Genomic DNA, 18,428 nt, shown 5'->3' with positions numbered 1-18,428 from the left:
GGATGTCACGCGACCAGGGAGCCATTCCTGTTCTGGATCTGAGTTCCGCACGGCAGCCCTACGGATCCTTCAGCCCGGAATTCATCGAGCAGCTGCGGCATGCCACCCATGACGTGGGCTTCTTCCAAATCACCGGCTACGGCGGGCGACCCGGCCAGGCTGAAGAGTTGCTGGACCTTGTGCGGCAGTTCTTCAACCTTCCCCTTGCCGAGCGGATGAAGCTGGACAACCGCCTGTCCCCGCACTTCCGCGGCTACACCCGCATGGGCACCGAAGTGACCCAGGGCCGGGCGGACGCGCGGGAGCAGATCGACTACTCCCCCGAGCGCGAACCGGTGCCGGACTTCCCGGAGGACCAGCCCTACTGGCTGCTGCAGGGGCCAAACCTCTGGCCCGACGAAGCGTTCCCCCCACTCAAGCCCGCCGCCATGGAATGGGCTGACCTCATGTCAGAGGTAGGGATGGAACTGCTGCGGGCCATCGCGGTTTCGCTCCAGTTGCCGGAGGACTACTTTGATGAACCCTTCCGGGACACCCCGGCGTGGATGGGCAAGCTGGTGCACTACGTGGGTGGTGTCGTGGAAGAAGCCGGCGACCAGGGCGTCGGCTCCCACGCCGATTACGGGTTCGTGACGCTCCTGCTGCAGGACGGCGTAGGCGGCCTTGAGGTCCTGCCGCCCGGTACCAGCGAATGGCTGCCGGTGGAGCCCCTGCCGGGTGCGCTGGTGGTGAACCTGGGTGAGATGCTGGAAGTGGCCACCGAGGGTTACCTGGCGGCCACCATCCACCGTGTCCAGGCCCCACCGCCGGGCGTGGACCGCTACTCGGTGCCGTTCTTCTGGTCACCACGGCTGGACGCTGTCATCGAGCCCGTTCCCCTTGCGCCTGGACTGAAAGCGGCGGCCCGCGGCATCACGGACGATCCCGCCAACCCGCTGCTGGCATCCTTCGGCCTGAACATGCTGAAGGGGCGCATGCGCGCGCACCCGGACGTTACCGAGCGGCATTATCCGGAATTGCTGAAGCAGCCGGGGGAGCCCTAAAGCCCGTATTTCCAGGCAACCTGGGCGGGGCAGGCGTTCATCACCACATCGAGGCCGGCCGCCTTGGCGCGCTCCGCCGCCGCTTCGTCAATAACGCCCAGTTGCAGCCACACAGCCTTGGCACCCACAGCAATAGCCTGGTCAACCACGCTGCCCACCTTCTGTGAATTCACAAAGCAATCCACGACGTCGATGGGCCGCTTTTCCGCCGGAATGTCCGCCAGGGTGCGGTACCCCGGTTCGCCGTGGACCGGATCCCCTGGCAGGTTGACGGGGATGATGTCCATGCCCAGCCGGTCGCGGATCAACAGCGAAACATCATAGGCTGAGCGCCACTCATTGGTGGTCAGGCCCACAATGGCCCATCGGCCCTTGGTTCGCATAAGCCGTTCAATGACTGCAGGATCGTTCGTGTGGCCCATGGGTTCAGACTACGCTCCCTGCCCGAAGTCACAGCGCGTCGAATAAGAGAATGATTCACGGCACTAGTGGACGTCATGAACGAATATTACGCGGCGGACGCAAGGGTTTGCTCCTGCCGATTCACTGGAGTGTAGTGGTCTTTGACCATCCCGAGCGGCCGAGAGACCTGGATCGATGACGCCGCAGCAATCCTGGTCGCCGGACGGCCCCCAATGCCGCGGCGATAGCAAAGACCGCAGCCGCGGGTACCTGGAGCTGACCGCTCCGGAGGGCTGCCTCCACAGGGTGCTACCGCCAGGACCGATGGAGTGAAACGATGGGCGTGAGCACCACCGAAACGATGCACCTGAACGCGGGAGTGCACCCGGACAACGTTGCCTTCTGGGAACAGCAGGCGCTGCGCCTGGACTGGGATACCCCGTGGCACACGGCGCACCGCTGGAATCCGGCGGACCCTGAAGCCGGCCGCGGACCGGAAATCACCTGGTTTGAAGGCGGACGGCTCAACGTGGCAGCCAACTGCGTGGACCGCCACGTCGCGGCCGGCCGCGGAAACAAGGTGGCCCTCCACTTCGAAGGCGAGCCGGGCGACCGAAGATCCATCACGTACGCCGAACTCCAACGAGAGGTGGCCAAGGCCGCCAATGCCCTCCTGGCCCTGGGCATCACCAAGGGCGACCGCGTGGTCATCTACCTCCCGGTCATCCCCGAGACCGTCATCATCACGCTCGCCGTGGCCCGGATCGGCGCCATCCACTCCCTGGTGTTTGGTGGTTTTTCCGCCGAAGCACTGAAGTTCCGGGTGGAGGACACGGGTGCCAAGCTCCTGGTCACCACGGACGGCCAGTTCCGCCGCGGCGTGGCCGTTCCCGTGAAGGACAACGCGGACGCAGCCGTCGCCGGGGACAATGCCATCGAACACGTCCTGGTGGTCAACCGCACCACCCCTGCCGGCCAACTCACAACCGTGCCCATGACGGAAGGCCGCGACGTCTGGTGGCATGACGCCGTCGGGAGCTCCCCGGACGTCCACGAACCGGAGGCGTTCGACGCCGAGACGCCGCTGTTCATCATGTACACGTCCGGGACCACCGGGAAGCCCAAGGGCCTGGTGCACACCTCCGGCGGCTACCTGACGCAGGCGTCGTGGAGTTTCGAGCACCTGTTCAGCAACCCGGACCCCGCGCTCCGGGACCGCGACGTGCACTGGTGCACGGCCGATCTCGCCTGGGTTACGGCGCACACTTACGAGATCTACGGGCCGCTGTCCAACGGCGCCACGCAGGTCATCTTCGAGGGCACCCCGAACACGCCACACCCGGGCCGGCATTTCGAAATCATCGAACGCTACGGCGTGACGCAGTACTACACCGCGCCCACGCTGGTCAGGTCCCTTATGGGCTGGTTCCCGGACGGCGTGCCGGACACCTATGACCTGTCCTCCATCCGCCTGCTCGGCACCGTGGGCGAAGCGGTCAACCCGGAGGCCTGGCGCTGGCTGCGGCAGAACGTGGGCGCCGGCACCGCACCCGTGGTGGACACGTGGTGGCAGTCCGAAACCGGCGCCACCATCCTCTCCCCCGCGCCCACGGACACCAGTTTCAAGCCCGGCTGCGCCGCACGCCCGCTGCCGGGGGTAAGCACCAGGATCGTGGACGACGGCGGCAATAACGTGGCCCCGGGCGTCCAGGGAAACATCGTGGTTGACTCCCCCGGGCCCGCCATTGCCCGCACCGTCTGGGGAAACCCACGGCGCTACTTCGATTCCTACTGGAGCAAGTACGCGGACCGGGGCTGGTTCCTGGCCGGCGACGGCGCCAAGTACGATGCCGACGGTGACATTTGGATCCTGGGCCGCGTGGATGACACCCTGAACGTCTCCGGACACCTGCTCTCCACCATCGAGATCGAATCCGCCCTGGTATCGCACCCGGACGTCGTGGAGGCCGGCGTCTGCCCGGTAGCGGATCCGAAGACCGGCCACGCCGTGGTTGCCTTCGTCGTCCTGAAGGCCGGGGCCCCGGCCGACTGCCTCGACGAGCTCCGGAACCACGTCGCCAAGGAGATCGGCCCCATCGCCAAGCCGCGCGACGTCGTCGTGGTTCCCGATGTTCCCAAGACCCGCAGCGGCAAAATCATGCGCCGGCTGCTCACCCAACTGTTCGAAGGAACAACCCTGGGCGACACCACCTCACTCCAGAACGAACCGGCCATCGCCGGCATTCAGGACGTCCTGCGCCAGCGGGCCCTAACGAAGGAAGAATCATGACAGACATCAGCAGCGTCGCACGTCTCTCCGAGCCCCTCAAGTTCGCCTACTGGGTGCCCAACGTTTCCGGCGGCCTGGTGGTATCCACCATCGAGCAGCGCACCGGCTGGGACTTTGACTACAACAAGAAGCTGGCGCGCATCGCCGAGGAATCCGGCTTCGAATACGCCCTGACCCAGACCCGGTACGCCGCCTCCTACGGCGCGGACAAGCAGCACGAGGCCACCTCGTTCAGCCTTGCACTGCTGGCCGCCACGGAGCGACTGAAGGTCATCGCCGCAGTCCACCCGGGAATGTGGCACCCCGGCGTGCTGGCGAAGTACATCATCACAGCCGACCACATCTCCAACGGCCGCGCCGCCGTGAACATCGTCTCCGGCTGGCTGAAGAGCGAGTTCACCAACTTCGGCCTGGAGTGGCTGGAGCACGACGAGCGCTACGTCCGCACCGAGGAATTCATCAACGTCCTGCGCGGGTTGTGGACCGAAAAGGAGTACAGCCAGTCCGGCAAGTACTACAACATCACCGATTTCACCCTGAACCCCGCCCCTGTGGACGTCCCGGGCCGCGCCCACCCGGAGATCTTCTTCGGCGGAAACTCGACGGCGGCCCAGGCCACCGCGGGCCGCGTGGCGGACTGGTACTTCTCCAACGGCAAAGACCTCGAGGGTTTCAAGGACAACATCGCCGGAGTGGTGGCCGCTGCCGGCGAAACCGGCCGCGGCGCCGGAGGCCCGCTGGCCGCTCCCCGATTCGGCCTCAACGGGTTCGTCATCGCCCGCGACTCCGAAAAGGAAGCCCGGGACACCCTGCGCGAGATCGTGGAAAAAGCGCACAAACCCGCCGTCCAGGGCTTCCGCGACGCCGTGCAGGAAGCCGGCGCCTCCACCAAGGACGGCAAGGGCATGTGGGCTGACTCCACCTTCGAGGACCTGGTCCAGTACAACGACGGGTTCAAGACCCAGCTCATCGGCACCCCCGAGCAGATTGCCGGGCGCATCGTGGAGTACAAGAAGATCGGCGTGAACCTGTTCCTCACGGGCTACCTGCACTTCCAGGAGGAGGTGGCGGCGTTCGGACGCGACATCCTCCCGATCGTGCGCGAACTGGAGGCCGACCTGGCGCGGAAGAACGGCACCGAATTGGACCTGTCCGGAACCCCGGTTGCCGCCGAAGCGGTGGCTGTCTGATGGCTGAACGCGCCTTCGGTTTCCGCACCCGCGCCCTGCACGCCGGGGGCACCCCCGACGCCGAGCACGGCGCCCGCGCCGTACCCATCTACCAGACCACGTCCTTCGTCTTCAAGGACACCAACGACGCCGCCAACCTGTTCGCCCTCCAGAAGTACGGCAACATCTACTCCCGCATCGGCAACCCCACGGTCGCGGCGTTCGAGGAGCGCATCGCATCCCTCGAAGGCGGCATCGGCGCAGTGGCCACGTCCTCGGGCATGGCCGCTGAGTTCATCACGTTCGCCGCCCTCACCCAGGCCGGCGACCACATCGTGGCAGCCTCCCAGCTGTATGGCGGCACCGTGACCCAGCTCGATGTCACCCTTCGCCGGTTCGGCGTCGACACCACCTTCGTCACCGGGACCGACCCTGCAGACTACGCCGCGGCGGTCCGGGACAACACCAAGGCCATCTTCGTGGAGGTGGTGGCCAACCCGTCGTCGGAGGTCCAGGACCTGGCGGGGCTGGCCAAGGTGGCACGCGACGCCGGCATCCCCCTGGTGGTCGACGCCACCTTGAGCACGCCGTACCTGGTGCGGCCCATCGAGCACGGCGCCGACATCGTGATCCATTCCGCCACGAAGTTCCTGGGCGGCCACGGCACCACCCTGGGCGGCGTGGTGGTGGAAAGCGGCCGCTTCAACTGGGGCAACGGCAAGTTCCCCACCATGACCGAGCCCGTGGCTTCCTACGGCAACGTCTCCTGGTGGGGCAACTTCGGCGAGTACGGCTTCCTCACCAAGCTGCGCAGCGAGCAGCTGCGCGACATCGGCCCGGCGCTGTCGCCGCAGTCCGCGTTCCAGCTGCTCCAAGGCGTTGAGACACTGCCGCAGCGGCTCGACGAGCACCTGAAGAACGCCCGGGCCGTGGCCGAGTGGCTGGCAAACGATGACCGGGTGGCCTATGTCAACTACTCCGGCCTGCCCTCCCACCCGCACTTCGAGCGGGCCAAGAAGTACCTGCCGCTGGGCCCCGGATCAGTCTTCTCCTTCGGGGTGAAGGGTGGGCGCGCCGCGGGGCAGAAGTTCATCGAATCCCTGCAGCTGGCTTCCCACCTGGCCAACGTGGGTGACTCCCGCACCCTGGTGATCCACCCCGGCTCCACCACCCACCAGCAGCTCAGTGCGGCACAGCTGGAATCCGCGGGCGTGCCGGAGGACCTGGTCCGCATCTCGGTGGGCCTTGAGGACATCGAGGACATCCTGTGGGACCTGGACCAGGCACTCGCCGAAGCCTCCAACGCCGCGGCCCGGGACGCCATTGTGGTCGAAGAACCCGCAGACGCCTGCACGATCGGAGCAAACGCATGAGCACCGCCGAACGCACCTGGTCCGGCCCGTCAGCACCGGAGCGGCTGGCGTTGCTCCGGCAGGCGAAATCCATCGCCATTGTCGGGGCTTCCGACAAACCGTCGCGGGCCAGCTACTTCGTGGCCACGTACCTGCTCTCCTCCACCCGCTACAAGGTGTACTTCGTGAACCCGGTGGTGAAGGAGATCCTGGGCCAGCCCACGTTTGCATCCCTGGCGGACCTGCCGGAAAGCCCGGACATCGTTGACGTGTTCCGCAAGCACGACGACCTTCCCGGCGTCCTTGACGAGGCAGTGGCCGCCGGCGCCAAAACACTCTGGCTGCAGCTGGGCTCCTGGCATGAAGGCGTCGCGGCAGGCGCGGAAGCCGCAGGGCTCAACGTGGTGATGGACCGCTGCGTGAAGATCGAGCACGCGCGCTTCCACGGCGGCCTCCACCTGGCCGGTTTCGATACCGGCGTGATTTCCTCCAAACGCCAGGTCATCGCCTGACCGCCGCTGAAGAAAACAACAGCGGGTCCGTTTAACGGGCCCGCTGTTGCCGTCTTTCGGCTATTTCGCCGGAGACGTGGGCCGGGGGCCGTTTCCCTGCCCCGTGCCCTGGGAACCTGCCTGGCCCTGGACCACTCCGGCAGTGGGTTTCGCTGGCCCGCCGGCCGCACCCGCCGCTGCGGGCGCATTATCCGGCGCGGGTGTGCCCGCCTTCCCCTGGTTCGCGGCGGCCGGTCCTGCCGGCTCTTCCGCCGCAGTTCCTTGGTTCTCCGTGCCGCGGCCAGCTCCGTCGCCCTGCGTGGCCGGCCCTGCCCCCGCAGGCAGACACATCCTGCCGGCTGCTTCGTGATTGACGGGACCGGCGCAGAGCGGCGTGCCAGTGTGCGCATGCCCTGTGTGCCGGGAAGTTCCGGCCTGGTCCGGCAGGAGGCGGGAGGCGAGGTTGGCCGCGTCGGTGGCCCCGCCCGCTGCGGCCTCCGGGCCGGCGGCGGCAAGTTCCCCATCGGAAGCCACCCTGGGAGCACGGTAGCCGTAGCCGGCGGCCGACGGCTCGCTCACCGAACTGTTCCAAGGCGACAAATCCGCCAGCAGCTGCTCCACGGGGCTGTTCCCGGGAGGTGCTGAGCTGGCGGCTACCCCGCCAACTCCCAGCCCCATGCCGGCCACCAGCACCAGCCCCAGCGTGGTGGGGCGGTGCCTGCGACGGCGGCGGCGCGCCAGCTCATCGGCGGGCGGTCCATCGTCCTGGTCAGCTTCGCGTTCTCCAGGCTGCCTGCCTGCGGCATCGAGTGCGCCGGCAGGTACGGGGGCCTCCCCCCGGGCCGGCCCGCCAGCCGTGAGCAGTGCAGCGAGCTCCCCGGTGGGCTCGGGCGTGGGAAGGGACGCGAGGGCACCCAGCGAATGGAGGGCGCCGCGAAGGTCCGCGTCCTGTTCGAAGCCGACATCCAGCAGCATGTCATCGACGAGGGCGGCAAGGTTATCCGGGGCAGGCGTCATGGCGCGAGGTACTCCTTCACTGCGGCAAGTTCCCGGAGTTTCAGCAATGCGCGCCGCTGAAGCTGCTTGACCGAACCAGCGCTCTTTTCCATGGTCTCCGCCGTCTGTTCCACCGTGAGGCCACCCACCAGGCGCAGCGACAGGACGTCCCGCTGGTCCCGGGGCAGCCCGTCCAACATCCTGAGGACTTCCCGGGGTGCGATGCGCTGCAGTGCTTCCTTCTCCGCCGACATGTCCTCGCGCCGGTCCAGCTCGGGCTCGAAGGGCAGCTTGGCCGGAGTACGGCTCTGGCGGCGGTGGTCATCCACCATCCGGGCGTGGGCAACAGAGAAGATGAAGGTCCGCAGCCCGGACTCCCCTCCGCGCACGGTACCGAGCCGTGGCAACACGGACAGGAACACTTCCTGCATGGCGGCCTCCGGATCCTCGACTCCCCGGGCCGTGAGATAGCCCAGAACCTGTGATGCATACGCCTTATAGACCAGGCTGAAGGCAGCGGTCCCGGACTCTGGCCGGTCCGGAGCCTCGTCTGTCTGTGCATCGGTCACTGACGTGGTGCTTTCCGTCAAGAAGGGCGGTGGCAAGGCAAGCGTTCAGTACATCCGGAACGCTGCGCCTAGTCTACCCTCCAGTAACCGCGCAGCCAGAAGCGCCTCGGCCCGCGGCCAGCGACGGGCGCAGCCTGGCAGCCACCCTTGCGGAAAGACAAAAGAGCCGGTCTGGAACGTGATGGGGGACAGGTTCCAGACCGGCGCTTCATAGAGGTAATCGCTCCGGCCGCCCGGAGGGTTACGCCTTCTTCAAAAAAAGTTGGAAATCATTTTCAGCGGGTAGCTGTCCTGGTCCACCGGGGCACAATGGCGTGCCGGCGGGGTGCCCCTGCCGGCACGAAGGCGTGCGCCAGGGCGGGCGTGCGCTCCTCGCTGCATACAGGTACGACGGCGGCGGGCAGCTCCACCGGGATGGCGGCCGCAGCTGCAGCGGGTACAGGCGCGGAACGGGAGACGGCCCCCGCGGGACAGAGATCGGTGACCAGGCCGGTTCCGGCACATTCGCGAACCGCGGCTATCCCGGCCACCACGGCGGCTTTGTCCTCGAACGGGCCCGAGACGGCGATCACGGCCCCGTCCGGAGCCAGGAGCCGGAACCTGAAGAACGAATCAGCGTCGATGAATGCTTCAAATTTTCCGGCCATGACGATCCTTCCTTGGGCACCAGGTGGTACAGACGAGTCTGGCGGCGGCACCGGAAGCCTCACAAGACCGTGCGCGTTAAGCCTGTGTAAATTCGCTTTCCGGCTGCCAAAAACAAGCGGCAGGCCACCTGCGAAGGTGGCCTGCCGCCGTCGTAGTCCCCACCCGCTCCCCAGCCCCGCAAACGCGGCCAGGGAACCCCGCGGGCGTGGGCCCACAAAATCTAGTCCTTGATGAGGTCGTTCACCACGATGGTCTGGTCCCGGTCCGGGCCAACGCCGATGGCGGAGAACCGGGTTCCGGAAAGCTTTTCCAGGGCCAGCACGTAGTTGCGCGCGTTCTCCGGAAGGTCTGCCAGCGTCCGGGCTCCGGTGATGTCCTCGGTCCAGCCGTCGAAGTACTCGAAGATGGGCTTCGCGTGGTGGAACTCGGTCTGCGTCATGGGCATTTCGTCGTGCCGGACACCGTCCACGTCGTAGGCGACACATACCGGAATCTGCTCGATGCCGGTGAGCACGTCCAGCTTGGTGACGAAGTAGTCAGTGAAGCCGTTTACGCGGGAGGCGTGCCGCGCCAGGACCGCATCGTACCAGCCACAGCGGCGCGGGCGTCCGGTGTTGACGCCAAATTCGCCGCCGGTCTTCTGCAGGTACATGCCCATCTCATCGAAGAGTTCCGTGGGGAATGGGCCGGCACCAACGCGGGTGGTGTAGGCCTTGATGATGCCGATGGAGCGGGAGATCCGGGTAGGGCCGATGCCGGAGCCCACGGAGGCGCCGCCGGCGGTGGGGTTGGAGGAGGTCACGAACGGGTAGGTGCCGTGGTCCACGTCCAGGAAGGTTGCCTGGCCGCCCTCCATCAGGACTACCTTGCCCTCATCCAGCGCGGAGTTCAGGACCAGGGTGCTGTCGATGACCAGCGGGCGGAGCCGCTCGGCGAAGGACAGGAAGTACTCCACGATCTCGTCCACCACCACACCGCGGCGGTTGTAGACCTTGACCAGGAGTTCGTTCTTCTGCCGCAGCGAGCCTTCCACCTTCTGGCGGAGGATCGATTCGTCAAAGACATCCTGGACGCGGATGCCCAGCCGGGCAACCTTGTCCATGTAGGCAGGGCCGATGCCGCGGCCGGTGGTGCCAATGGCCCGGCTGCCCAGGAAGCGTTCGGTTACCTTGTCCAGCACCTGGTGGTACGGCGCCACCAGGTGGGCGTTGGCGGAGACCCGCAGCTTTGAGGTGTCGGCGCCACGCGCCTGGAGTCCGTCGATTTCCTGGAAGAGGGCCTCCAGGTTCACCACGCAGCCGTTGCCGATGATGGGAACGGCGTTGGGGCTGAGAATGCCGGCCGGCAGAAGCTTGAGTTCGTACTTTTCACCGCCTACGACGACGGTGTGCCCGGCGTTGTTGCCGCCGTTGGGCTTGACGACGTAGTCAACACGGCCGCCCAGCAGGTCGGTGGCCTTGCCTTTTCCTTCGTCGCCCCACTGGGCTCCTACGATCACAATTGCTGGCATGGGATCCTCCCCCATTCGTTCGGGCTGCCCGGGCCCGGCCACCAGGTGGCAGGCCGATGCAGCGCCGTTCATGAGAATGCCCCGAACAGACCGGCCTTCGCACAGCCGCAGCACGGCGCAGCGAAGCAAGAGTTCCGGGGCTCTTACCACCCAAGTTTAGCCGATAGGGCACTTCGTCCACTGTTGTGGCCCGCCGCGGCCGTTTCTGCCAAAAGGCCGCGGCGGGCGGTGCCGCCTATTCGTCCTCAGCCTCCCCGGCGGGGCGGGACGTCTGTTCGGCGAGTGTGTTCCAGAAGGAGGTGTCGGCGTCGGCAATGGACCCGTCCGCGATGGCTGCGGCCGTGGAGGTCAGCGTGGTGACAGTCTGCTTGATCAGGTAGCCGTTGCTGCGCTGCCCGAGAGCATAGCCGTCCAGGTAGTGGTCCGACATGCCGCGCATCTCGAAGAGCAGGGTGGCGATGCCGTACTCCACGGAGATGCCGTTTCGGCTGATGGTTTCGGCGCTGCCGCCCTGGTACTTGCCCAGGTGTCCCCAGCCGGTGGAGTCGACGTTGTTGAAGACCACGGCGCCAAGCTGCTTTGATTTTTCGACGACGGCGGGGTCGGCGTTGGGGGTGGTGGGGTACAGGATGGAGCCGGATACCAGCTTGCCGTCACGCTCGGCCCGGGTGCCCTGGTGGTGCAGGTCGATCATGTAGTCGATCCGGTACTTGCGCATGACGTTGTTGTGCAGCGCCTGGGTCTCCGGCTGGACCTTGGCCACATGGTCGCGGTTCAGGTCCACGCCCTCGGCGTTGTAGCGGGTGAGGTTGCGGTCCCCCTTGGCAAGGTAGTTTTCCAGGGAGAAGTTCACGTCCCCCATGGCCCCGTCCGCATTGAGCATGGGCACCACCAGAATGTTCACGCCTTTGAGGATGTCAGCGGATTTACCGGCCCCCAGGTGCTTGATGAACTCCATGGCGCCCTCGGTGGTGAGCTGCTCGTTGCCGTGCTGCTGGGTCAGGTACAGAATGGTGGGCTTGGCGGGGTCCGAAATGTACTTGACCAGGTGGATGTCGCGCCCCTTGACCGTTTGCCCGATGACCTCCAGCTCCATTGCCGGCTGGCGGGCGTCCTGGTCCTTCAGGAACGAGACCATCTGTTCGTACGTGGCGAGCTTGGAGGTGGTGATCTGGCCGTTGCCGTCGTAATTGGGGCCTTCGCCCACAGCGTGTGCCAGCGGGGCGGGACCCGCGACGACGGCCAGCGCCAGGGCTCCGGAGGCGGCGAGGGTCCTGAAATTTGCCAGGGATTTCTTCACAGTGCGTTACCTCTTTCGAGTGCATCGGGGCGCCACCGGCCAGCTCCGTTGCGGCGGTGGCATGTGACCTCAGCCAACCAAGCTTAACGAAACCTGTCAACAAGCTGGACAAAGTCTGTAAGTATGCTGCTGCCCGCCGGGCAAGGGCAGGGAAGCAGCCGGGCAGCGGGCCGCGACATAAAGCGGCACGGACTTGCCCCAAGGTGGGTCTCTCGATTTAGTGAGAGTGAACCATCCGGAGCGGCCGAGAGACCTGGCTCGATGACGCCGCAGCAACCACGGTCCAGCAGGATTCCTGCCGGACCGAAGGTGCTACTGCCAGGACCGATGGAAAGGAAGATTCCAGCATGCCCCTGAACACCGACCACATCCGCGTCACCCACGCCGGATCGTTGCCCCGCACCCCGGAACTCATCGCGGCCAATGCCGCCAAGGAAACCGACGGCGTCACCCCTGAATTCCTGGACCTCCTGGAAACCTCCGTGGTGGACGTGGTCCGGCGCCAGAAGGACCTCGGGATCGACATTCCCAACGACGGCGAATACGGGCACACGATGGCCAACTCCGTGGACTATGGCGCCTGGTGGAACTACTCCTTCGCACGGCTGGGCGGCCTGGAGCCAACCAATGTGGACCGCTGGGCCGATGCCCAGGTGCACCGCTCCTCCCCCGGCAACATTGTCCTGACCTCCTTCCCCGACAGGCGCGACCGGCAGGCGTTCAACGAGGCCTACAACGACCCGTCCTCGGGCATCCTGTCCCACCGCAAGAGCGTGACCCAGCCCAAGATCGCCGGACCCCTGACCTACACGGGCCAGGACCTGGTGGCATCGGACATCAAGAACCTGAAGACCGGCCTCGCCGCCGCCGGGTTGTCGGACGGCTTCGTGGCATCCCTCTCTCCCGGCTCGTGCGCCCGCGTGGCCAACGAGTACTACAAGTCCGATGAGGAACTTGTCTACGCCTGTGCCGATGCCATGCGGGAGGAATACAAGGCCATCGTCGACGCCGGCCTCACCGTGCAGCTCGACGATCCGTCCCTGGCCGAGAGCTGGGACCAGATCAATCCCGAGCCCAGCCTGGAGGACTACCTGAAGTTCATCCAGCTGCGCGTCGAGGCCACCAACTGGGCCCTCCGGGACCTGCCCCAGGAACAGATCCGGCTGCATGTCTGCTGGGGTTCCTGGCACGGCCCGCACACCACGGACATCCCTTTCGCCGACATCATCGGCTCGGTGCTGCAGGTCAACGCGGGCGCATACTCCTTCGAGGCAGCCAACGTCCGCCACGAACACGAATGGCGTGTATGGGAGGACACCAAGCTCCCCGAGGGCAAGGTCATCATCCCGGGCGTCGTGTCGCATGCCACCAACGTGGTGGAACACCCCGACCTGGTGGCTGACCGCATTGTCCGCTTTGCCGACGTCGTGGGCCGCGAAAATGTCATTGCCTCCACCGACTGCGGCCTGGGCGGCAGGGTGCACCCACAGATCGCCTTCGCCAAGCTGGAGGCCCTCGGCGAGGGTGCTCGCCGCGCCACCAACCGCCTCTGGTAGTCCGTCGTACCGCTGCGCCGGCTGTGCCTTCCATCACCGGAAGGGGCGGCCGGCGTTTCGTTTCCCCGGGCTTGGTAAACTGGCAGAGGCCGACCAGGAATCGGCCCACCCCAACTAACCGCCGTTGATGATCCGCGCCGCCGCGCGCCCATTTTCACCGGTGGAAGCAATATCAATCCCCGCAGGAGAACCAGCACTTCATGACAGCCCTGGCCCCAGAAACATTCCACGAACAGCTCATGAGCCGCCGCTACGAACCCAGCGTTGCCGCCGTCAATGGACTGTGTGATTCCCTGCAGGAGGCCAAGCCCGGAACCGTGGTGCCCTATGTGGACCCGATGCACGACGTTGAGGAATGCCGCATCATCAGCCTGTTCTCCAACATCGGCGAGGCGGACCCGTCCGGGTTCATCACTGCCGGGGACCAGGACGCCGCGACCCGAATGCTGGGGCTCCAGTGGAAGCTGGGGTTGCGCCCCGAGTTCGTGATGCCGTGGAACGTCCACCCCTGGCACGTCCCCGGCGAAGTCAACGGCAAGTTCACTCCGGACCAGATCCAGGCCGGCCTGAAGCCGCTGCTGAAGTTCCTCGCCCTGGTCCCCCGCGCCTCCGTGATCGTTGCGCACGGCACTGAAGCCAACCGCCTGGCTAACCTCCTGCTGAAGACGGAGGTGCCCCTGCTCTGGCGCCGCGGCCTGAAGACCTACAAGGTCCGGTCGCTGAGCGGCCGCGCCTTCGCCGGTTCCCCGGCGCGCCAGGAGGAATACCTCGAGGACATGCGCGCGGCCTACGCCGATGCCATGGCCCGCACAGGCATCGCCAAGCCATAAACGAACGAACGACCACGGGTGGTTTCCTTTCCAGGAAAGGTAACCACCCGTCGTCGCGCTTTAATCCAAGCTTGCTACTTCGCCTCGATGGCTGCCTTCGCTGTGGGGTCCGAGTCGTTGAGGAACTTTTCGATCCGCTCCGGCTCGTCGGCCTCGCCGATGGCGGAGGACGCCCGGCCCAGGGAGTAGAGGGCACGCAGGAATCCACGGTTCGGCTCGTGCTCCCACGGGATGGGGCCTACGCCGCGCCACCCGTTGCGGCGAAGCGCGTCCAGTCCGCGGTGGTAGCCCACCCGGGCGTAGGCGTAGGAGTCGATGGTGCGCCCCTCGGCCCACGCTTCCTCAGCCAGGATCGCCCACAAGAGTGAGGACGTGGGGTGCCTTTCCACCAGGTCCAGGGCCTCGTGCCCGGCCTCCAGCTGCCCGTTCACCTCGGTTTCGGCAGGCAGGAGCGTGGGCTCCGGCCCCATCAGGTTGCGGCGGAACTCGTCCGACATCTAGAAGGTCTTTCCGGCCGAACCGAGCTGCTTGGTGGCTTCCACCACGCGGGCTGCCAGGCCGGCTTCGGCGGAGGCGCCCCAGACGCGGGGGTCGTAGGTCTTCTTGTTGCCCACTTCGCCGTCGACCTTCAGGACGCCGTCGTAGTTCTTGAACATGTGGTCCGCTACCGGACGCGTGTAGGCGTACTGGGTGTCGGTGTCGATGTTCATCTTGATCACGCCGTAGGAAACGGCGTCGGCGATTTCCTGGTCGGAGGAGCCGGAGCCGCCGTGGAACACGAGGTCGAACGGATTGTCCTTGCCGATCTTGGCACCCACCTGGGCCTGGATGTCCTTGAGGATCTCCGGGCGCAGCTTGACGCCGCCGGGCTTGTAGACGCCGTGCACGTTGCCGAAGGTCAGGGCGGTGATGTAGCGGCCGTTTTCGCCGGCGCCCAGGGCGTCGATGGTGGCGAGGGCGTCCTCGACCGTGGTGTAGAGCTTGTCGTTGATGGCGTTCTCGACGCCGTCTTCCTCGCCGCCGACGGTGCCGATCTCCACCTCGAGGATCATCTTGGCTGCGGCGGTGCGGGCCAGCAGGTCGCGGGCGATCTTCAGGTTCTCCTGCAGGGTCTCGGCGGAACCGTCCCACATGTGCGAGTTGAAGAGCGGGTTCCGGCCGGCCTTGACCTCGGCCTCGGAAGCTTCCAGCAGCGGCAGGACAAAGCCGTCCAGCTTGTCTTTGGGGCAGTGGTCCGTGTGCAGGGCGATGTTCACACCGTAGTTCTTGGCCACTTCGCGGGCGAAGGCAGCGAAGCCCAGGGAACCGGCAACCATGTCCTTGGTGGAGGCGCCGGACCAGTAGGCGGCACCGCCGGTGGAAACCTGCACGATGCCGTCGGACTCTGCCTCGGCGAAGCCGCGGAGCGCTGCGTTCAGCGTCTGCGAGGACGTGACGTTGACGGCGGGGAAGGCAAATCCGCCCGCCTTCGCGCGGTCGATCATCTCGGCGTAGATCTCTGGGGTTGCAATGGGCATGCTGGCTCCTCTGCTGAGTTTCGTCTGTGGGTGGATGACCCTCAAGTAGACCGCTTACGGCTTGGCACCATCCTAGCCATTCCCCGGCGGCCCGGGTGTTTCGGGTCACGGGTTGGTAATACTCACACGCGCTGGTTGAAGACGTGCCGGCGGATCCAGGCGTGCATGGCGATGGCCGCGGCGGATGCGGCGTTGATCGAACGGGTGGAGCCGAACTGCTCGATGGAAAGGGTGGCGGCAGCGGCCTGATGGACTTCCGGGGTCAGGCCCGGGCCCTCCTGCCCGAACACCAGCACGCAGTCGCGCGGCAGCTCGTAGGTCTCCAGGGGCACAGAGTCCGGGAAAATGTCGATGCCGATGATCGCGAGCCCCTCCCCCTGCGCCCACTGGACAAAATCCTCCACCGTGGGGTGGTGGCGGACGTGCTGGTAGCGGTCGGTGACCATGGCTCCGCGCCGGTTCCACCGCCGTCGTCCGATGATGTGCACCTCTTTGGCGAGGAAGGCGTTGGCGGTGCGCACCACTGTTCCGATGTTGAGGTCGTGCTGCCAGTTTTCGATGGCCACGTGGAAGTTGTGCCGCCGCGAATCCAGCTCTGCCACGATCGCCTCATGCTTCCAGTAGCGGTATTTGTCCAGCACATTGCGCCGGTCACCGTCGGCCAGGAGGTCGGGGTCCCAATGGTCGCCTTCGGGCAGTTCCCCCTCCCAGGGCCCGACGCCGACCTCCGCCTTTGCGGGTTCGGCCTCCCCGGGCTGGTGGTCGGGTTCGTCTGTCATGCCGGGCATTTGGTTCACCCTTCAACACTAGACTGGACTCTTCGGGCAACCATCACAGGCGGAGGCAGGCATGGCAGAAGCAGACGAGGTAACAGGCAACCCTTCGGTGTACCGCAGCGGCCAGGAGATCGAGTGCTGGCTGACGGACATGGATGGCGTCCTGGTGCACGAAAACCAGCCCATTCCCGGCGCGGCCGAGCTGATCCAGCGCTGGGTGGATACGTCCAAGCGGTTCCTGGTGCTGACCAACAACTCCATCTTCACCCCGCGCGACCTTGCCGCCCGCCTGCGTTCCTCCGGCCTGGAAATTCCGGAGGAAAACATCTGGACTTCGGCGCTGGCCACGGCGCAGTTCCTCAAGGACCAGGTGCGGGGCTCAGAGTCCGGCAACCGCGCCTACACGATCGGTGAGGCGGGGCTCACGACGGCGCTGCATGAGGCCGGCTTCATCCTCACCGACCAGAACCCGGACTTCGTGGTGCTTGGCGAGACGCGCACGTACTCCTTCGAGGCCATCACCATGGCCATCCGCCTGATCCTCGCCGGTGCCCGGTTCATTGCCACCAACCCGGACGCAACCGGCCCTTCCAAGGACGGTCCCATGCCGGCGACGGGTGCCATCGCGGCCCTGATTACCAAGGCCACCGGCCGCGAACCGTACATTGTGGGCAAGCCGAACCCCATGATGTTCCGGTCTGCGATGAACCAGATCGACGCACACTCAGAGACCACCGCCATGATCGGTGACCGGATGGACACGGACATCATTGCCGGCATGGAGGCCGGCCTGCACACCGTCCTTGTCCTCAGCGGCATCACGCACAAGGACGACATCGCCGCGTACCCGTTCCGGCCCAACCAGGTGCTCAACTCCGTGGCGGACCTGAAGAACCAGATCTAGGACTAGAAGATGCTGACCCTGGATCCGCCCCGGGGCAGCGGGAAGTACTCGTCCAGGAGTCCCGTGACCAGGGGCCGGTAGACCTGCGGGTTCCAGCCCGGGCTGGCGTGGGCGGGTACCGCCCCGGTGGTCTGGAGGTTGCTTGAGACCATGTTGTCCTTGTACACCACGGCCCAGGTTTCGGACGCCGTCTCGTAGTCCACGGTGGCGTCCTTCGGGTTGCCCAGGTAGGCCATTTTGGCGGTGCCGAGCTGCCCGGCGAACTGCCTTCCTTCGAAGTGGTAGATGTAGGCGGACTCCGTCTGGACCAGCACGTTGGACGGGGCGATCGGTGAGAGCTGCTCCAGTGTCTGGTTAAGGATCTGCCGCCAGCTCCGTTCGTCCTTGTGGATGATCCGCTCCCCCAGTTCATACCCGCCGCGGAGGGTCGAGGGAAACCTGACGCCGCTCTCGTAGAGGAACACCACGCCGTCGAACCAGCTTTGGTCCAGGACGTCGTGGGCGCTGTTCGGGCTGGAGTCCAGGAGGATGAACTGCACCTGGATGCCTGCCACGGCAAGGAGCCGGGCGGCCACCTGGGTGGCCAGCATGCCGCCGAAGCTGTGGCCGTAGAAGAACAGTTTGGTGATCTTTTCCACCGCGACGTACTCAGCAATCGCGCGGACGACTTCGGTGACGTCGAGGCCCAGGTTGGAATATCCGACGGCGGCGAGCCGGGCACGCTTGTTCAGGGCCCCCCGGAGCGCGTTCAGGATCCATTGCGCCTCTTCCCAGCTGGTTTTGTACCCGGGGAACAGGAACCAGCAGGCGTCCGGGTAATAGGCGTCGGCGAAGTCATCGGCAACGGCCAGGATCCGGGTGGTCCGGCGCTGAGACTGCACCTCACGGGTCACCAGCATGTCGGCGGCCAGCAGTCCGGACGCGCCGGCCCCGGCAAGGAATGAACGCCGTGAGAAGCGTTTTAGGGCAGCGGCTTCGGCCAGCAGCCGGGCGTCGGAGACCCCACGCCGGCTCTGCGGATGGACCTCCCCCTCATACGGCACAGTCCTACCGTAAGCCCAGCCAAACGCGGCAC

At 66.1% G+C, this 18,428-nt stretch carries 17 protein-coding genes, 1 pseudogene and 1 riboswitch; of the genes and pseudogenes, 8 read left to right on the top strand and 10 right to left on the bottom strand.

Translation table 11 applies throughout. From position 1 onward, the window contains the following. Window positions 1–2: 2 nt before the first annotated feature. A complete protein-coding gene (locus tag NIBR502770_RS20765) occupies window positions 3–1,043 on the top strand; it encodes an isopenicillin N synthase family oxygenase (RefSeq protein WP_141183211.1) in 1,041 nt (346 codons plus the stop codon). Here NIBR502770_RS20765 and NIBR502770_RS20760 read toward each other — a convergent pair. After that, a complete protein-coding gene (locus tag NIBR502770_RS20760; RefSeq protein WP_141158297.1) occupies window positions 1,040–1,465 on the bottom strand; it encodes a CoA-binding protein in 426 nt (141 codons plus the stop codon). The two genes, NIBR502770_RS20765 and NIBR502770_RS20760, sit on opposite strands and share 4 nt — an antisense overlap. A gap of 308 nt (window positions 1,466–1,773) precedes the next feature. Between NIBR502770_RS20760 and acs the strand changes: the two are divergent. The 4 genes and pseudogenes from acs to NIBR502770_RS20740 form a co-directional block, all read left to right on the top strand. Next, window positions 1,774–3,735: pseudogene (gene acs / locus NIBR502770_RS20755) on the top strand (acetate--CoA ligase); the annotation flags it as partial. Next, window positions 3,732–4,925 carry a dimethylsulfone monooxygenase SfnG gene (gene sfnG, locus NIBR502770_RS20750; protein WP_141183209.1) on the top strand — a complete coding sequence of 398 codons (1,194 nt, stop codon included), beginning with the start codon at window positions 3,732–3,734 and terminating at the stop codon, window positions 4,923–4,925. The pseudogene acs and the gene sfnG, both read left to right, overlap by 4 nt. After that, on the top strand, window positions 4,925–6,277 hold the full coding sequence (locus tag NIBR502770_RS20745) for an O-acetylhomoserine aminocarboxypropyltransferase/cysteine synthase family protein (protein ID WP_141158300.1): 1,353 nt from the start codon (window positions 4,925–4,927) through the stop codon (window positions 6,275–6,277). Before sfnG ends, NIBR502770_RS20745 begins: the two co-directional genes overlap by 1 nt. Next, window positions 6,274–6,768 (top strand): CoA-binding protein, encoded by a 495-nt coding sequence (locus NIBR502770_RS20740; RefSeq protein WP_141158301.1) that lies wholly within the window; start codon window positions 6,274–6,276, stop codon window positions 6,766–6,768. Before NIBR502770_RS20745 ends, NIBR502770_RS20740 begins: the two co-directional genes overlap by 4 nt. 60 nt (window positions 6,769–6,828) lie before the next feature. On the opposite strand, the gene NIBR502770_RS20735 is transcribed toward NIBR502770_RS20740, so the two are convergent. The 5 genes from NIBR502770_RS20735 to NIBR502770_RS20715 all read right to left on the bottom strand — a co-directional run bounded on the left by NIBR502770_RS20735 (window position 6,829) and on the right by NIBR502770_RS20715 (window position 11,770). Then, window positions 6,829–7,764, bottom strand: coding sequence for a hypothetical protein (locus NIBR502770_RS20735; RefSeq protein WP_141183208.1), 936 nt, complete (start codon window positions 7,762–7,764; stop codon window positions 6,829–6,831). Beyond that, window positions 7,761–8,312 carry an RNA polymerase sigma factor gene (locus NIBR502770_RS20730; RefSeq protein WP_141183207.1) on the bottom strand — a complete coding sequence of 184 codons (552 nt, stop codon included), beginning with the start codon at window positions 8,310–8,312 and terminating at the stop codon, window positions 7,761–7,763. Before NIBR502770_RS20730 ends, NIBR502770_RS20735 begins: the two co-directional genes overlap by 4 nt. 275 nt (window positions 8,313–8,587) lie before the next feature. Continuing rightward, window positions 8,588–8,959, bottom strand: coding sequence for a DUF1508 domain-containing protein (locus NIBR502770_RS20725; protein ID WP_141183206.1), 372 nt, complete (start codon window positions 8,957–8,959; stop codon window positions 8,588–8,590). Between the two features lie 221 nt (window positions 8,960–9,180). Beyond that, entirely contained in the window at window positions 9,181–10,470 is a 1,290-nt protein-coding gene (locus NIBR502770_RS20720; protein ID WP_141158305.1) for an adenylosuccinate synthase, read from the bottom strand. Between the two features lie 235 nt (window positions 10,471–10,705). After that, window positions 10,706–11,770, bottom strand: a complete 1,065-nt coding sequence (locus NIBR502770_RS20715) for a M14 family zinc carboxypeptidase (RefSeq protein WP_141158306.1) — start codon at window positions 11,768–11,770, stop codon at window positions 10,706–10,708. 228 nt (window positions 11,771–11,998) lie between these two features. Next, window positions 11,999–12,104, top strand: a riboswitch (SAM riboswitch). A 13-nt stretch (window positions 12,105–12,117) separates the two neighbouring features. Here NIBR502770_RS20715 and NIBR502770_RS20710 point away from each other — a divergent pair. Both NIBR502770_RS20710 and NIBR502770_RS20705 read left to right on the top strand, forming a co-directional pair. Continuing rightward, complete coding sequence (locus NIBR502770_RS20710; RefSeq protein WP_141183205.1) at window positions 12,118–13,326, top strand: cobalamin-independent methionine synthase II family protein; 1,209 nt, start codon at window positions 12,118–12,120, stop codon at window positions 13,324–13,326. 200 nt (window positions 13,327–13,526) lie between these two features. Next, a complete protein-coding gene (locus tag NIBR502770_RS20705; RefSeq protein WP_141183204.1) occupies window positions 13,527–14,156 on the top strand; it encodes a uracil-DNA glycosylase in 630 nt (209 codons plus the stop codon). Window positions 14,157–14,230: 74 nt separating this feature from the next. On the opposite strand, the gene NIBR502770_RS20700 is transcribed toward NIBR502770_RS20705, so the two are convergent. From NIBR502770_RS20700 to NIBR502770_RS20690, 3 genes are all read right to left on the bottom strand, one after another. After that, the gene (locus tag NIBR502770_RS20700; protein ID WP_141158309.1) at window positions 14,231–14,653 is read right to left on the bottom strand and encodes a DUF3151 domain-containing protein; all 423 of its coding nucleotides are present in this window, start codon (window positions 14,651–14,653) and stop codon (window positions 14,231–14,233) included. Next, window positions 14,654–15,673, bottom strand: a complete 1,020-nt coding sequence (fbaA, locus tag NIBR502770_RS20695) for a class II fructose-bisphosphate aldolase (RefSeq protein WP_141158310.1) — start codon at window positions 15,671–15,673, stop codon at window positions 14,654–14,656. Window positions 15,674–15,795: 122 nt separating this feature from the next. Beyond that, complete coding sequence (locus NIBR502770_RS20690; protein WP_246857343.1) at window positions 15,796–16,452, bottom strand: TrmH family RNA methyltransferase; 657 nt, start codon at window positions 16,450–16,452, stop codon at window positions 15,796–15,798. A 70-nt stretch (window positions 16,453–16,522) separates the two neighbouring features. Here NIBR502770_RS20690 and NIBR502770_RS20685 point away from each other — a divergent pair, with 70 nt between their 5' ends. Further along, window positions 16,523–17,353 (top strand): HAD-IIA family hydrolase, encoded by an 831-nt coding sequence (locus tag NIBR502770_RS20685; RefSeq protein ID WP_141183202.1) that lies wholly within the window; start codon window positions 16,523–16,525, stop codon window positions 17,351–17,353. Between the two features lie 2 nt (window positions 17,354–17,355). On the opposite strand, the gene NIBR502770_RS20680 is transcribed toward NIBR502770_RS20685, so the two are convergent. Next, window positions 17,356–18,396, bottom strand: a complete 1,041-nt coding sequence (locus tag NIBR502770_RS20680) for an alpha/beta fold hydrolase (RefSeq protein ID WP_141183201.1) — start codon at window positions 18,394–18,396, stop codon at window positions 17,356–17,358. Between the last annotated feature and the right edge of the window lie 32 nt (window positions 18,397–18,428).

It is taken from the genome of Pseudarthrobacter sp. NIBRBAC000502770 (assembly GCF_006517815.1).
Taxonomy (GTDB): domain Bacteria; phylum Actinomycetota; class Actinomycetes; order Actinomycetales; family Micrococcaceae; genus Arthrobacter; species Arthrobacter niigatensis.
The sequence above is the reverse complement of the archived record's forward strand: the minus strand, read 5'-3'. Positions and strand labels throughout refer to the sequence as shown.